The organism is Pseudomonas sp. AD21, assembly GCF_002878485.1.
Classification (GTDB): Bacteria; Pseudomonadota; Gammaproteobacteria; order Pseudomonadales; family Pseudomonadaceae; genus Aquipseudomonas.
Genome location: NZ_NQYG01000021.1, coordinates 1 through 14,812, shown reverse-complemented (window position 1 = coordinate 14,812; position 14,812 = coordinate 1). Strand labels below are relative to the sequence as shown.

The window sequence follows — 14,812 nt, the reverse complement described above, 5'->3', positions numbered from 1 at the left end:
TGTGAAAAAAATACTGCACGTGGCTGAAACGATAAAAGGTGGGGTCGCCACCGTTATCCGCACCATCTCGGCTTCCCCCGAGGGCCAGGACTTGAACTATGAGCTGGTCTATCTGGTGCCGCTCGATCAGAAAAAAGAGCTGCACGGCATCGATGAGCAGCAGATTCGCACGTTCGAACGCAGCGGCCGCGATGTGCGCTCACTGCTGCGTTTTGCCTGGCAACTGACCCGGGTGATGCTCAAGGAAAAACCCGATGTGGTGCATTTGCACAGCACCTTTTCCGGGGTGATCGGCCGTGTTGTCTGCGTGCTCCTGCGGCCGTGGCGCAAACCGAAAATCGTCTATTGTCCGCATGCGTTTTCGTTCCTGATGGAAAGCTCGCCGACCAAGCAAAGGATCTATGCGTGGATCGAGCGGGTCCTGCAGCGGGTCACCGACGTGATCATCTGCGTCAGCCGTTACGAGATGGACAAGGCCGCGCGGTTTGGCATTCAGCGCTCGCGCATGAAGCTGATCTACAACGGCATCCATCAGCGTGACGAGGCGCCGAAGGTCGATAGTCCCGAGCCGATTCATCTGCTGTTCGTCGGCCGTCTCGACTATCAGAAAGGCTTCGACGTGTTGCTCAAGGCCTTCGCCAAGGTGCAGCGCAGCGATCTGAAACTGACGGTGGTCGGCAGTGCGGTCAACGAGGACACGGTCGAGTGCCCGGAAATGGACGCCGTCGAGTACCTGCCGTGGGTCACTCCGGCCGAGGTGCAGGCGCTGTATCAACAGGCCGATGCGCTCATCGTCCCGAGTCGCTGGGAAGGTTTTGCCATGGTGCCGCTCGAAGGCATGGCCATGGGTTTGCCGGTGATCGCCAGCAATTGCACGTCGCTGCCCGAACTGGTCACCCATGAGGTGTCCGGCTATGTCTTCCCCACCGGTGACCACCAGGCGCTGGCCGATGTGCTGGCGCGAATCCAGAAGCCACGGTTGCTCGACCTCGGCAGCGAAGGCCGGAACATCGTGCGCGAACGCTTCAGCGCCGCGCTGATGATCCGCCAGACCTACGACGTGTATTGCGCTCCCACTTATTAAGTAGAACTCAGCTTATGAACGTAACGATTTTGCATGGCTACAGTGCCTCCAACTCCGGTGACGGCCTGCTCGTCGATCTGGCCATCGCGTTGGTGCAGCGCAACTTTGGCGAAGACACCGCGATCAATGTCGTGGCGTCCGATCCGCAGTCTTTCGCCTACTTGCCGCACCCGCGTTTCAACGCACCGGTGATGGCGGCCAAGGGCCTGGGACGGGTCAAACAGGCAGTGTTCCTCAATCAGTCGTATGCCGGTCTGGCGGATCTGTTGCGCAAAACCGATCTGATCGTTGGCGTGGGTGGCGGCTACATGCGCTCCAAAAGCGCCTTCGAACATATCAAGCTGAAACTCGGCCACGCCAAGCAACTGGAAACGGCGATCCTCAGCAAGGTGCCGTCGGTGTACCTGCCGCAAAGCATCGGCCCGTTCCATGGCGAGAGCCGCAAGATCGTCGAGCACTACGCCAGCGCCGACGCGGTGTTCGTGCGCGATAACCGTTCCTCGGCAATGTTCGATGCCTGCGAAAACGTCTACCGCGCGCCGGACCTGGCGGTGCAGTCACTGGCCAGCAAGATCCTCCAGCAACCCAAGTTCACCCGCTGCGCCGCCTCGCCGGCCACTGTCTGCGTGGTACTGCGCAAGCCGCCAGAGTGGAGCAAGGAAAAAAAGGTCGCTTACGTTGCCAACCTTAAGTTGCTGCTGCAGCGCCTGAAGAACAAAAGCAAAGTGGTCTGCGCGGTACAGAGCGCTGTTCGCGGCAACGATGACGGTGCGTTCTATCGCGAGCTGGGCATTACCGAAGACCTGCTGCCTTTGAAGGCCACGATTGCCAAATATCAGCCCGACCTGGTGATCTCGGTGCGTCTGCACGGCGCCATCGAATCGCTGCTGTCCGGTGTTCCGGCGTACCACATCAGTTATGAGCGCAAAGGCTTTGGCGCCTATCAGGACATGGGCGTGGAAGACTGGGTGATCAACGGCGGCGACATCAATGTCGACACCATCATCGACACCGTTTACGCGCCGAACGCACTGGCGAATTTCGGCAAGCGGCTGACCGATACCTGCCGCGAGATCGAGGCAAAGACCGTGGCCATGGACGAGATCATCAAAGGGATCGTTCGATGATATTTCGCCTGCTGCTTCGCGGTGGAGCCTTGGGCGCGAAGTTTTTGCTGGTGTTGGCCATCACCCATTACCTGGGCTACGAAGCGCTGGGGTTTTACGGGGTGGTGGTTGCGGCTTCGCTGATCGCTTCGAAGTTCTACAGCGTCGGTTTCAGTTCCGAGATCAATCGGCTGATCAGTGTCGGCGGCAGCTCGCGGCGGGGGGTCGACAAAGTCCTGCTGCTGTACCTGGCGGTGGGGCTGCTGCTGTCGCTGCTGACGGTGGGGGTTTACTCGTTGTTCCAGCAGGTTGAGGCGAGCACTGCGCTGATCCTCTGCGTGACGCTGGTGCTGCTCACCGAACACCTGTCGTTCGAGATCAACTCGTTCGTGTTTTCCGCGCAGAAAGCCACGGCGGGCGCGTTGCTGTTTTTCATCAAGACCGGCCTCTGGGCACTGCTGGCGGTGGGCGGGATGATGCTCGACTGGGTGTCGGGCATCGCCAGTGTGCTGTGGCTGTGGGTGGCCGCGAACGTATTGGTGATCATCGCCGGTTACCTGATCGTGGTGAATGTGCACAAGGGCCGGGTCAGCGAGACACTGACGACGGCGACCGTGTGGAAGGCCGGGCTACCGTTCTATTTCGGCACCGGGTTGATCGCGTTGAGTCAGTACGCCGAGCGCTTTCTGATCGCCGACCTCGAGCCCTACGCCAGCCTCGGTAAATACGTGTACGCGTGGTCGGCGGCGAACACCTTGCAGGCGTTGTCTTACGCGGTGGTGGCGGTGGTCGGCATTCCAGTGCTGGCCAAGCGTTTTCAGGCTGATCAACAGGCTTTCACGGTCAAGCAGTTGTTCGTCAACAAATGGGTGATGCGTTCGCTAGTGGTGTCGGCGGCGGTGGCGGTGTTGATTTATCTGTTCTTCAACGTGGTGCTCGATTACGTCGCCACCAGCGTGCCGCGTCCGGACAACGCGATCCTCGGCGTGCTGATCTTTTCCTTTGCCCTGCGGGCCATCGGCGACATTGTCTGGGGCGGTCTGATCGCTTCGAAAAACAGTCGAGTGTCATTCGCCAGCGCGGCGATCTGCCTGCTGGTGTCGGTGCCGGTCAGCTATCTGCTGATCAAGCACTATTCGATTTATGGCGCGGCGTGGGGCAATGTCTTCGCGATCGTCGTGCAGCTCGGCGTGATCGCTCTGTTGACCCGGGCGACCCGCGCAAAAGGGGCGCTGGCATGGGGTTGAAGTTGCCGTGCATCGAGTTTCGCGGACGCAGACTCGATTCCTCGCTGTCGTTCCTGATTCTGTTCACCGGGTTGTTTCTGTCAGTGGCGATGCCGCTGTTGATCCCGCGTGATCCGGGCCCGGATGCGATGACGTTGTGGTCGTCCTACGCGCGCGCCGACAACTGTAATTTCTGGAACCCGTTCTCGCCGGACCGCTCTTCCTACGAGTGTTCGGCGTTCCTGCTGCGGCCCACCGGGATCAACCTGACCAACGCCTGGGCCTACGGGATGTTCTGCAATTTCTTCCTCACGGCGATTCCGGTGGTGGTGTTCCGGCGCATGCCGCTGGCGATCTTCGGCACCCTGTGCCTGTGGGGCGTGGTGCGTTCGTTCTTTCTGGAAAACCTGACCAAGGAAATCATTGTGTCGGTGGCGGTGTTGAGCATTTTGTTCAGCTCGCTGTCGCGTAAATATCGCGGCGGTTTTTTCCTCTCGGCGGTGATCTACGGCGTGCTGATCCGGCCTTACTGGATTCTGTTTTCGCTGTCCTGGGTCGGCGTTTGCATGATGAAAAAGTACGTGTCGCGCTTCACCTTCTTCCTGATGCTGTTCCTGTTTTACCTGGCGGTGGCCATGGCGATTCAGTTGGCGCTGGGGTTTCCGGTGTCGTCGATCCGCGCCAGCAACAACGAGTTGCGCACGGCGGGCGAGGAGGGCTCGAAATCGCTGATTGTCTCGTGGCTCACCGGCAGTGATTTCGTCTCGCAGGCACTGGACTCGATGATCATCTTCTTCCGGTTGTCGTTTCCGGTGGAGCTGATTCTGTTGTCGGGGCCCGGTCAGGTGATCTTTGTTGCGCTGATGATCATGACCGCGCTGCTGCTGTTCAAAGTCATCACCTCCACCGATTACAAAGGCGCGCCGATCGAGACCAAACCCAAGGAACTGATCGCGATTCCGCTGGCGTTTCTGCTGGTTCAAGGTTTGTTCGAGCCGGACTTCGGCTCCTTCGCCCGGCACTTTTCCATGGTGGTGCCGGTGCTGTTTGTCGGGCTGGGCCTGATGTTGCGCGCGAACAAACCGGTGCGGGTTGAATCAAGAGTTCTGAATTGAGGCAGGTGCTGTATGTCGAGCAAGAAAAAGTCCCTGGAGATCGAAACCCTGCGCGGCCTGGCGTGCCTGCTGCTGGTGCTCTATCACGTCATCGGCCCGTTGGGCGGAGGGCTGAAAATCGATATCGGCTCGCCGTTCCGGGTCATCGCCGACTCCATGGTGTACGTGCGCATGCCGCTGTTCACCTTCATTTCCGGCTACATCTATTCGATCTACAAAATTCGCGGCAATGACTTTTCCGCGTTTTTCAGTGGCAAGGTGCGGCGGCTGATCGTGCCGCTGTTTTGCGTCGGCGTGCCGTTCTCGGTGTTGCAGGCGGTGGGGCCGGGCGTGAACAAGGATGTCGGGGTGATCGATGCGCTGTTGTCGTTCTGGGTGCCGGTCAACCACTTCTGGTTCTTGCAGGCGGTGTTCATCATTTTCATGTTCGTCGGTCTGCTGGAATGGCGCGGGATGCTGCGCTCGATGACGCGCTTGTATGTGCTGTTCGCGTTCGCGGCGGCGGTGTTTCTGCTGCCGCCGTTCAAGCTCGATGCGTTCGGCATCAATGGCGCGATTTACCTGCTGCCGTTTTTCGTGGCCGGGATGATCGGGCAGGAAAATGTCGAGGCGTTGAAGCAGTGGTTCAAGGTGATCGGGCCGCTGGTATTTGTGTTGATTTCGTTGACGCTGCTGTACGTGGCGGCGATTGATCGCGAGTTGATTGTCGATCGCCGCAGCCTGATCGGGTTGACCGTGGGGTGTGTGTCCTGCATCGCTTTGCTGTCGAGTGACATGCGCTCGAAGTGGTTGACCTGGCTGGGCGGGTACTCTTACGCGATCTTTCTGTTCCATGTGCTGTTCGCGGCGACTTCGCGATTTGTCATGGGGCGGTTGGGTGTGAAAGACGAAAGCATTCTGGTGCTCGGCGGACTGCTGTCTGGCCTGTTGGGGCCGGTGGTGCTGTCGATGATTTTCAGTCGCTTCAATGTTACTTCGGTGCTGTTTCTGGGAGAGCGTGCGGCGAAGAAAAAACCGGCGACGAGCATTGCTCCGGTGGTGCAGACCCATAGCTGAAAGCTTCGCGAGCAAGCCTGCTCCCACAAGGATCGGGTGATTGCCACAAATCCAGTCCTCTGATTCCAGATTGAAGGAAATAAAACATGTTGGCAGTGGATGACGCTCAACCCGTTGCGGCGTCGGTGGTTGAGGTGGGCGATGCCCGCGAACGTTTTGCACAGTGGCGCGAAGGCAAGGCCGGGAGGGTTCTGTCGGTCTCGGTGATCGGCGACAGCTACAGCGCCGGGCAGGATTTCTACCTGAACAAACTGGTGCAGCGCGTGGCTGGGGAGGTCGGTTTTGCCGGTCCCGGTCATGTCGGCTTCAACCATGGCGCGGCGCTGGGCGGCACGCATTTCAAATACACCCGCAGCAGTGAGAAGTACTTCGGCGGTGGCTGGCAGGTGTCCGGCCTCGGTCAGGCCAGCCCCGACAGCCGCACGGTCACCGGCAAACCCGGTGCCTGGCTTCAGATCGACGCCCGTCCGACACCGACGATCAACACCGTCGTCACCCAAGCGAAATTGCTCTACCTGGGCAACGGCGAGTCCGCAGAGCTGCGCTACCGCTGGACGCCCTCGGAAGACTGGAAACCGCTGAAACTTGAAGGCTCGGGCGTTCAGCAAGTGCCGCTTGCAGGTCTCTCGTCAGCGGCAGACTGGTCGTTCAAACTGGAAGTCGTGAAGGGCGCGCCGACGTTGTTTGGCCTGTGGATGAGCAACGATCAAAACGGCGTGCGCGTATCAAAACTGGCGGCATCGGGCGCGGCATCGGCGGACTTCTATCACCAGGATCCGCAATGGCAGGCGCAGTGGAAAGCCGCCGTGTCGACGATCCCCGCCGACATTTACCTGATCATGCTCGGCGGCAACGACCAGGGCTTCGGCGTCAAACCCGAACAGTATCTGCAGAACGTTCAGGGTCTGGTGGCGATGATCCGCGAGATTCAACCGGCGGCGAGCATCAACCTGATCATGCGTCAGGACACCACGCGCTCCAGCGCCTATCCGATGTCAGCGTACGCACAGGTCTTGCAGCCGTGGGCGCATGAGCAGCATCTGGGTTTCGCCAATCTGCAATGCGCCTTTGGGCCTGACGTCAAACGGTATGCTGCCGCGATGATCGGCCCGGACAAGATTCATCCGCAGCCGGCCACGGGCGGGAAGGTGATTGCCGATTATTTCTATGGCTGGATCACCGGCACCAAGGATCGTTGCGACGTGTCGCCACGATGATCGTTCCCCACGCTCTGCGTGAGGTCGATCAGGTGTCCTGCTGAAAAGCGTCGACTTGACTCAGCAACTCCGCGAGCTTCTGCGGCATCAGTTGCGTGGCACAACGAGTCTCGACATTGATGATGATCGCCGGTTCGTTGCAGCACAGGCGCACGCGGAAGCGCCAGTCGCTGAAGATCACTTTCAGGCCGTCACGGTCGTCCATTTCCAGCGCCTGCTCGGCATAGCTTTTTTTCAGGTGAGCGAGCAGGGGATAGGGATCCGCCAGCGTCCGCCGAATGTCGCCGGACGCGGGGAACATGCCGATACGCTCCACCAGCAGAATGCTCCCCAGCCAGGACTCGTTGGCGCTGGGCAACGGCTGATGGCGTGACAGCCAGTTCACCACCCCGAGGTTGCCCACCTCCCGCTCAATGTCCGCTGAATGTTGTGCCATGTTCATGCTGGTCTCCTGAAAGAGAAGTGGGCGGGGAACCGTCTCAGCGGCCCTTGAGGTACACGTTGTCGTAGCAGAAATTGGTCGCCTGCAAGTAACCCTCGGCGTCGCCGCAGTCGAAGCGCAGGCCCTTGAACTTGTAGGCCAGCACGCAACCGTTTTGCGCCTGTTTCATCAGTGCGTCGGTGATCTGGATCTCCCCACCCTTGCCAGGTTCAGTGTCGGCGATCAGGTCGAAGATGTCCGGGGTCAGGATGTAGCGCCCGATGATTGCCAGGTTCGATGGGGCGTCTTGCGGCGCCGGTTTTTCCACCATGTGGTTGACCCGGTAGATGCCGTCGGAAATCAGCTCGCCGGCGATGACTCCGTACTTGTGGGTCTGGTCGGCCGGGACTTCCTGGATGGCGACGATCGAGCAGCGGAATTTCTTGTACAGCTGGATCATCTGCGTGAGCACGCCGTCACCTTCCAGGTTCAGGCACAGGTCATCGGCCAGCACCACGGCGAAGGGTTCGTCGCCGATCAGCGGACGGCCGCTGAGAATCGCGTGGCCCAGCCCCTTCATTTCCACCTGACGGGTGTAGGAGAAGGTGCAGGTGTCGATCAGCTCGCGGGTGCCGGCGAGAAATTTCTCTTTCTCGGTACCACGGATCTGGTGTTCGAGTTCGTAGCTGATGTCGAAGTGGTCTTCCAGCGCACGCTTGCCCCGACCGGTGACGATGGCCATGTGTTGCAGGCCGGCGTCCCGTGCTTCTTCGACGGCGTATTCGATCAACGGCTTGTTGACGATCGGCAGCATTTCTTTGGGCATGGCTTTGGTGGCCGGCAAGAAACGCGTGCCGTAACCGGCGGCGGGGAACAAACATTTACGAATCATAAAAGTATCCTGAACAGTCATGGAGCACAGCCAACGGGTGCGCGCACTAACGAAGGTGTGCAAGTTTCAATGAATATTGAAAGACTGCTTTAATACCTGAATCGGGTAGTTAATGGCAATTAGCAGGCGCGGTAAAACATGACAATGTTATGAGATGTCGGTGATAGTCTTGTTAGTTATTTTTAGTCGGTATCTGTTGATAGTGACGAGTGTACTTGGGGTGCTAATAAGTACCGGGCAATACAGTTTGACCTGCAAAAATATTTATTGCCAGTGGTTGAACTGATTTTGTTTGAGGTTGTTGTCGTCCCTGATTGTGCGGTGCGCCACAGAATCAATAAAAGGGACTTGACACGCTACTTGTCACTTATCCAATGACGGACCGCGCTATGAAGATTCTGGTAACGGGTGGTGCCGGCTATATCGGCTCGCACACCACACTTGCGCTGCTTGAAGCAGGTTATGAAGTTGTTGTACTGGATAATCTTTGCAACAGCAGCGATGCGGCACTGCACGCGGTGGAAGGTATTTGCGGCAAAAGTGCGTTGATGATTCGTGGCGATGTCTGCGACCGGGCGTTGCTGGACCGGATTTTTCGCGAACACCCCATCGACGCCGTCCTGCATTTCGCCGGGCTCAAGGCCGTCGGCGAGAGCGTGCGCAAGCCGCTGGAGTACTACGAGAACAACGTCGGTGGCAGCGTTACGCTGTGCCAGGCGATGGCCGCGGCAGGGGTGTTCCGCCTGGTGTTCAGCTCGTCGGCCACGGTGTATGGCGAGCCCGAGCAGATGCCGATCCGCGAGGATTTCCCCACCGGCACCCCAACCAACCCTTACGGCCAATCCAAGCTGATCGTCGAGAACGTGCTGCGCGACCTGAGTCAGGCCGAGCCGCGCTGGAGTATCGCCTTGCTGCGCTACTTCAACCCGATCGGCGCCCACCACAGCGGGCACATGGGCGAAGACCCCAGCGGCATTCCCAACAACCTGCTGCCTTATATCAGCCAGGTGGCGGTCGGCAGCCTGCAGGAGTTGTCGATCTTCGGCGACGATTACCCGACGATCGACGGCACCGGCGTGCGCGATTACATCCATGTCGTCGACCTCGCCGACGGCCACCTGAAGGCGTTGCAGTCGATTGCCGGACGCCCGGGCATTCACACCTGGAACCTCGGGACCGGCGACGGTTACAGCGTGATGCAAGTGCTGCATGCCTTCGAACAGGCCAGCGGGAGACCGGTGCCATACCGGGTCATGCCGCGTCGCAGCGGGGATATTGCCGAGAGCTGGGCCGACGCCTCGAAAGCGGCCAAAGAGCTCGGCTGGAAAGCCACGCGCAATTTGCAGGACATGGTCACCGATACCTGGCGCTGGCAATCGAACCATCCGCGCGGTTATCTCGAATGATGTCGTTCTAATACTGAACGTTAGTTTCGGTCAGCTGTTAGATATCGTCGGGAAAATACGCTGGAAATGCCTTTTGCAAGTCCGTAGATATAAACCTGCCGTTCGACTTTTATCAGTTGCGTAAGACTGTGAAAGAACGACGGATCTTGTTCGCGCTTTTCGCGGACTTGAACGCTACCACCTCTAACACAGGCCGGTTTTTAACAGGCCGACTGTTAGAAAGGAGTTGATATGAAAAAAGTGATGGCGATTGCCCTGTTGACGATGTTGACCAACTGGGCGTCCGCCGCTGAAGCGCCGCTTACTGCGGTAACCAATGTATCTGGCAGTGTCGCGGCTTCTACAGCGCCTGCTGCCAGTACGGCAATGGTTGCCAGTGCAGTCGCAGCGTCCAACAGCGGCGGAAGTGCCAACGGCGGTACCACTGGCACCACCGGTACTACCGGCACCACCGGCACGCACAACTAACAGGAACATTTGTTAGTGCAGTACAGGGTCGCCCGACGCCAGTCGGGTGACTTTATTTTTAGATTTGCCTTGAATAGCGTAGTGCCATTATGACTCGTAGTTTTTCTCTCTTGATGTTGGCAAGTTTCGCTTTGCAAGGTTGCATGTTTTCCCCCGGTCAGTACCTGAGCACCAGTGACATCACGCGCCAGGGCGCCAGCGAAAGCAGTCGGGTCGAGCTGATCCCGATCACGCCCAAGCTGATCTCGATGACGCGCGCCACGCAAAAGCGTGAGTCGGTGCCGGCGGAACTGCTGGCAACGCCTGCCGAATACCACATCGGCAGCAACGACGTGCTGTACATCACGGTGTGGGATCACCCGGAGCTGACCGCGCCATCGGGGGCACAACAGCAGATCGACGCCAATGGTCGTCTGGTGCGCTCCGATGGAACGCTGTACTACCCGTTCATCAAGGAAGTGCAGGCGGCCGGCAAAACCATCCAGCAACTGCGCGCGGACATCGAAACACGACTGTCGGCGTTCATCGCCGAGCCGCAAGTGGATGTTGCGGTGCTGCGTTTCGCCAGTCAGAAAGTGGTGGTCTCGGGCGCTGTGGCCAAGGCCGGTCCGCAGCCGATTTCGACCAACCCGTTGAGCGTGGTCGAGGCCCTCGGCTCTGCCGGCATCGACACCAACAATGCCGATTTGTCCGGCCTGCTGCTGACCCGCAATGGTCGGGTGTATCCGCTCAATCTCGACGCGCTCAATCAGCATGATTCCGAGTTGCAGAACGTCTACCTCAAGGGCGGTGATCAGTTGTATCTGCCGTACAACGACAACAAACGCATTTACGTCATGGGCGAAGTCAATCAGCCCCGTGCGCTGAGCTTCAAGACTGCGACGATGAACCTGTCCGATGTACTCGGTTCGGTCGGCGGCCTGAGTCAGACCACCTCCAACGGCAATGCGGTGTACGTCATTCGCGGGGTGGAAAACCTCGATGTCGAGCCGGCGAAGATCTATCAGCTGGAAGCCGAATCGCCAACGGCCATGGCGCTCGCTTCGCACTTCCAGGTACGTCCCCAGGACGTGGTGTATGTCGGGCCTGCCAACGTGACACGCTGGAACCGCCTGATCAGCCAGTTGGTGCCATCGGCATCGATTGTCGGCACCGGCGCTTCCGCTGCGAAGAACTGGAGCGAATTCAGCAACAACAACGCCAAATAAGGCCTGACTGTGAAAACCTTGAAAGTTGGCGTCTGCCTGACGGCGGTCTTGTTGCTGTGTGGCTGTAACCCGTTGATGACCGCTTCGGTGCGCAACCTCAAGTCAGCGTTGCTCGGCCCGGATGATCTGGACGTGACCGCGGCCCAGGTGGCCGAGGTCAAGTACCCGCAAATCAAACTGACCACGCCCTCCGGCTCCGGGGTGCTGGCGCTGGTGCGCGAGCGTGAAGACCTGCAGTTCTGGGTCGCCTCCGGCAAGCAGGTGTTGTTGCTGCGTGACGGCCTCGCCGTGCGCACCATCGGCCTGGGTGTGGAGGGCGATCTGGACGGTACGCGGCTGGCCGACGACGCACCATTCAAGCAAGGCCTGCACCGCGTCGCCGATGGCTTCACCAGCCGGCGCTGGATCGACCTCTACAAGGGCCAGGAAGTGGGCTTGATCGTCAACAGCCGCTTCGTGCGCCGGTCCACGCAAACCCTGGACATTCTCGACAAGGAATACACCGTGCTGCGTGTCGATGAGCAGATCGACGTCCCGGCCATCGGCCTGCGGGCGACCAACCATTATTGGGTCGATCCGGTGGACGGTTTCATTGTGCAGAGCGAGCAACAACTGACCTCGCAACTGCGCGTGCGCATCGTGCAGCTGACCCCTGATCGCAGGCATCTGCCGTGAAGCGCTGGCGGATGTTATCGGCGTGCCTGCTGTTGACCAGCGGCGTCAGTCAGGCAGCGGTCACTGTCAGCGGCGATGTCACGAATCCGGGGCCGGTCGAGTTGCCGCCGGGCGGGCGCTTGCTCGACGTGATCAGCGTGGCGCAACCGAATGCCGAAGGTTACTGGCTGGCGGGGGCGTTGCTGCGCCAGTCGTTGCTGGAAGAACAAGCCCGGCTCAAGGCCGGAGTGCTGTTTGATCTGGATGTGCTGCAGCGCATGGCCTCGCTGTTCGATCGACCGAGCCGCGCAGCGCTGGCGTTGCGTCTGGCCGAGCAGGTGCAACAGATGCCGGTCACCGGACGCCAGGTCGCGGATCTCGACCCGGTCGCCGTGGAAGTCGGTTTTGCACGCAACATTCGTCTCGACGATGGCGATCGCCTGATCTACCCGAAACGCGTCGACGAAGTGCAAGTGCTGGGCGCGGTCGCCGACACCTGTCACGTGCCTTATCAGCCGCTGCTGGAAGCGCGCGAGTACCTGGAAAGCTGCACACCGCTGGGCGATGCCGAGGCCGATTATCTGTGGCTGATCCAGCCCAATGGTGCGGTGCGGCGTGTGGGCATTGCGCACTGGAATCGCGAGAGCGGGCACTTCCCCGTAGCCGGCAGCAAGATTCTGGTGCCGGTGAAAAATGATGATCTTGATCCGCCTGTTCCTGAACTGAATCAGCAGTTGGCCGAATTGATTGCCACGCAGCTGGCTGAGGTGGTTCGTTGAAGTTACGTGTTGCAGCTGTGTTGTTATTGCCGTGCGGCCTGGTGCATGCCGAGCCGCGCATTACTCAAAATGATTTCGGTGGCACGGGTCTGTTGCAGACGCCGACCGCGCGCATGGCCCCGGCCGGTGAACTGAGCGTCAATGCCAACCGCACCGAGCCTTACAGCCGCTACAGCGTGTCGCTACAGCCGCTGGACTGGCTCGAAGGTTCGTTCCGCTACACCGCCATCACTAACCGCCCGTACGGGCCGGAGTCGATGAGCGGTAGCCAGAGCTATAAGGACAAGGCGGTCGACGCCAAAGTCCGGCTCTGGCAGGAAACCCACTGGGCGCCCGATGTCGCTTTGGGCTTCCGGGACATCGGCGGTACCGGCTTGTTCGCCAGCGAATATTTCGTCGCCAACAAGCGCTTTGATAATTTCGATTTCAGCGCCGGCATTGCCTGGGGTTATCTCGGTAATCGCGGTGACATCGACAACCCGCTGGGCTACCTCGATGATCGCTTCAAGACCCGACCGGCGATGGAAGGCACCGGTGATGTCAATGCCGGTTCGTACTTTCGCGGCAAGCCTTCGTTCTTCGGGGGCGTGAGCTATCAGACGCCGTGGGATCGGCTCAGCCTGAAACTCGAATACGAAGGCAACGACTACAAGCACGAACCGAAGGACAACGTGATCGTGCAGGACTCGCCGATCAACCTCGGCGCAGTGTTCAAAGTCACTGATTCGGTCGACGTCAGCGCGGCGTGGGAGCGGGGCAACACGGCGATGTTCGGCGTGACTTTTCACACCAATTTCGTTAGCCGCAAGGCCCCGGCCAAGACTTACGACCCAACGCCCGAACCGTTGCCGGCGAAGGCGCCGACCACGCCGCTCGATCAGGTCAACTGGGCCGATGTGTCGCAACGCCTGCAGCAAAATGCCGGGTACAAGGTCGAGCGCATCAGCCAGCGCGATTCCGAATTGATCGTGTACGGCGAGCAGCAGCGCTACTTCCATTCGTCCAAGGCGGTTGGCCGTGCGAGCCGGATTCTCGACAACAGTGTGAACGACGACATCAACTGGTTCACCGTGGTCAACAAGCGCTACGACCTGCCGCTGGAGGAGACCAGCGTGCCACGCCAAACCTTCCGCGAAGTGATCAACAACGAGGAACCGCTGGAGTCGTTGCACCGCACCACCGAGATCAATCCGGCGATGCCGCACAACGAGCAAACTCTCTACACCGAAGCGCCGCAGCATTTCAGTTATGGCGTCGGCCTGGGCTTCAAGCAAAACGTTGGCGGCCCTGATGGCTTGCTCTATCAGTTGAGTGCCGACGCGGACGCCGAGTACCGCTTCAACCGCAACACCTGGTGGAGCGGGCTGCTCAGTGCCAACCTGGCGAACAACTTCGACAAGTTCACCTACGATGCGCCAAGCGGCCTGCCGCGGGTGCGCACCGATTTGCGTCAGTACCTGACCACCTCGGAAGTGACCATGCCGTTGTTCCAGGTCAGCCATGCCGAGCAGTTGGACAAGGACCTGTATGGCATGGTCTACGGCGGGTATCTGGAATCGATGTTTGCCGGTGTCGGCGGCGAGGTGCTGTTCCGTCCGACCGGTGAGCGCTGGTCGGTGGGGGCGGACCTGAACTATGTGCGCCAGCGCGAATTCGACCAGGGTTTCGGCCTGCGCGACTACTCGGTCTGGACCGGCCACATCACCGGTTACACCGACCTGCCGTACGACACGTTGGCCGCGGTCAGCGTCGGGCGATATCTGGCAGGCGACTGGGGCGGCACGCTCGACATCTCTCGCGAGTTTTTCAACGGCGTACGCTTCGGCGCCTGGGCCACGATCACCACCGCCGGCAGTGCGGAGTACGGGGAGGGTAGTTTCGACAAGGGTATCTACCTGTCGATCCCGTTCGACGAAATGATGAGCATGTCGACCATGCGCCGCGCCAACCTCGTCTGGGCCCCACTGACCCGTGACGGCGGCGCAAGGCTCAATCGCAGCTTCCAGCTGCACTCGATGACTGATAGCCGCGAGGGCGACATGTTCTACCGCAACTTCTCGAAGATTACCGAGTAAACCCTCGGGGCCTGCAGGCTCGCTCCCACACAGGGGCCTGCGGCAAACCACCCATGCCGATCCAAACTCCAATCCCCTGTGGGAGCGGGCTTGCTCGCGAAGGCG

General features: G+C 59.8%; 14 protein-coding genes. 12 read left to right on the top strand and 2 right to left on the bottom strand.

Going from position 1 to position 14,812, the window contains the following annotated elements:
• The first annotated feature begins 1 nt into the window (after position 1).
• The 6 genes from PseAD21_RS14880 (at position 2) to PseAD21_RS14855 (ending at position 6,804) form a co-directional block, all read left to right on the top strand.
• Positions 2-1,084, top strand: a complete 1,083-nt coding sequence (locus tag PseAD21_RS14880) for a glycosyltransferase (RefSeq protein WP_102356334.1) — start codon at positions 2-4, stop codon at positions 1,082-1,084.
• Positions 1,085-1,098: 14 nt separating this feature from the next.
• Positions 1,099-2,211 carry a polysaccharide pyruvyl transferase family protein gene (locus PseAD21_RS14875; protein ID WP_102356333.1) on the top strand — a complete coding sequence of 371 codons (1,113 nt, stop codon included), beginning with the start codon at positions 1,099-1,101 and terminating at the stop codon, positions 2,209-2,211.
• Positions 2,208-3,437, top strand: coding sequence for a polysaccharide biosynthesis C-terminal domain-containing protein (locus PseAD21_RS14870; protein ID WP_102356332.1), 1,230 nt, complete (start codon positions 2,208-2,210; stop codon positions 3,435-3,437). Before PseAD21_RS14875 ends, PseAD21_RS14870 begins: the two co-directional genes overlap by 4 nt.
• Positions 3,428-4,531, top strand: coding sequence for a hypothetical protein (locus PseAD21_RS14865; protein WP_102356331.1), 1,104 nt, complete (start codon positions 3,428-3,430; stop codon positions 4,529-4,531). Before PseAD21_RS14870 ends, PseAD21_RS14865 begins: the two co-directional genes overlap by 10 nt.
• 12 nt (positions 4,532-4,543) lie before the next feature.
• A complete protein-coding gene (locus PseAD21_RS14860; RefSeq protein ID WP_102356330.1) occupies positions 4,544-5,587 on the top strand; it encodes an acyltransferase family protein in 1,044 nt (347 codons plus the stop codon).
• Positions 5,588-5,673: 86 nt separating this feature from the next.
• Positions 5,674-6,804, top strand: coding sequence for a GDSL-type esterase/lipase family protein (locus tag PseAD21_RS14855; protein ID WP_102356329.1), 1,131 nt, complete (start codon positions 5,674-5,676; stop codon positions 6,802-6,804).
• Between the two features lie 28 nt (positions 6,805-6,832).
• Here PseAD21_RS14855 and PseAD21_RS14850 read toward each other — a convergent pair whose 3' ends face one another.
• Both PseAD21_RS14850 and galU read right to left on the bottom strand, forming a co-directional pair.
• Positions 6,833-7,246, bottom strand: a complete 414-nt coding sequence (locus tag PseAD21_RS14850) for a mannose-1-phosphate guanylyltransferase (protein ID WP_102356328.1) — start codon at positions 7,244-7,246, stop codon at positions 6,833-6,835.
• Between the two features lie 37 nt (positions 7,247-7,283).
• Complete coding sequence (gene galU / locus PseAD21_RS14845) at positions 7,284-8,117, bottom strand: UTP--glucose-1-phosphate uridylyltransferase GalU (RefSeq protein WP_102356327.1); 834 nt, start codon at positions 8,115-8,117, stop codon at positions 7,284-7,286.
• A gap of 389 nt (positions 8,118-8,506) precedes the next feature.
• On the opposite strand from galU, the gene galE reads away from it, so the two are divergent.
• The 6 genes from galE to PseAD21_RS14815 all read left to right on the top strand — a co-directional run bounded on the left by galE (position 8,507) and on the right by PseAD21_RS14815 (position 14,707).
• Complete coding sequence (gene galE / locus PseAD21_RS14840) at positions 8,507-9,523, top strand: UDP-glucose 4-epimerase GalE (protein WP_102356326.1); 1,017 nt, start codon at positions 8,507-8,509, stop codon at positions 9,521-9,523.
• 231 nt (positions 9,524-9,754) lie between these two features.
• On the top strand, positions 9,755-9,991 hold the full coding sequence (locus PseAD21_RS14835) for a hypothetical protein (protein ID WP_102356325.1): 237 nt from the start codon (positions 9,755-9,757) through the stop codon (positions 9,989-9,991).
• Positions 9,992-10,134: 143 nt separating this feature from the next.
• The gene (locus PseAD21_RS14830) at positions 10,135-11,199 is read left to right on the top strand and encodes a polysaccharide biosynthesis/export family protein (RefSeq protein ID WP_102356324.1); all 1,065 of its coding nucleotides are present in this window, start codon (positions 10,135-10,137) and stop codon (positions 11,197-11,199) included.
• A gap of 9 nt (positions 11,200-11,208) precedes the next feature.
• Entirely contained in the window at positions 11,209-11,874 is a 666-nt protein-coding gene (locus PseAD21_RS14825) for a YjbF family lipoprotein (protein ID WP_102356323.1), read from the top strand.
• Between the two features lie 11 nt (positions 11,875-11,885).
• Positions 11,886-12,632, top strand: a complete 747-nt coding sequence (locus PseAD21_RS14820) for a capsule biosynthesis GfcC family protein (protein ID WP_102356384.1) — start codon at positions 11,886-11,888, stop codon at positions 12,630-12,632.
• The gene (locus PseAD21_RS14815) at positions 12,629-14,707 is read left to right on the top strand and encodes a YjbH domain-containing protein (protein ID WP_102356322.1); all 2,079 of its coding nucleotides are present in this window, start codon (positions 12,629-12,631) and stop codon (positions 14,705-14,707) included. The genes PseAD21_RS14820 and PseAD21_RS14815 overlap by 4 nt, the downstream gene beginning before the upstream one ends.
• Positions 14,708-14,812 lie beyond the last annotated feature (105 nt).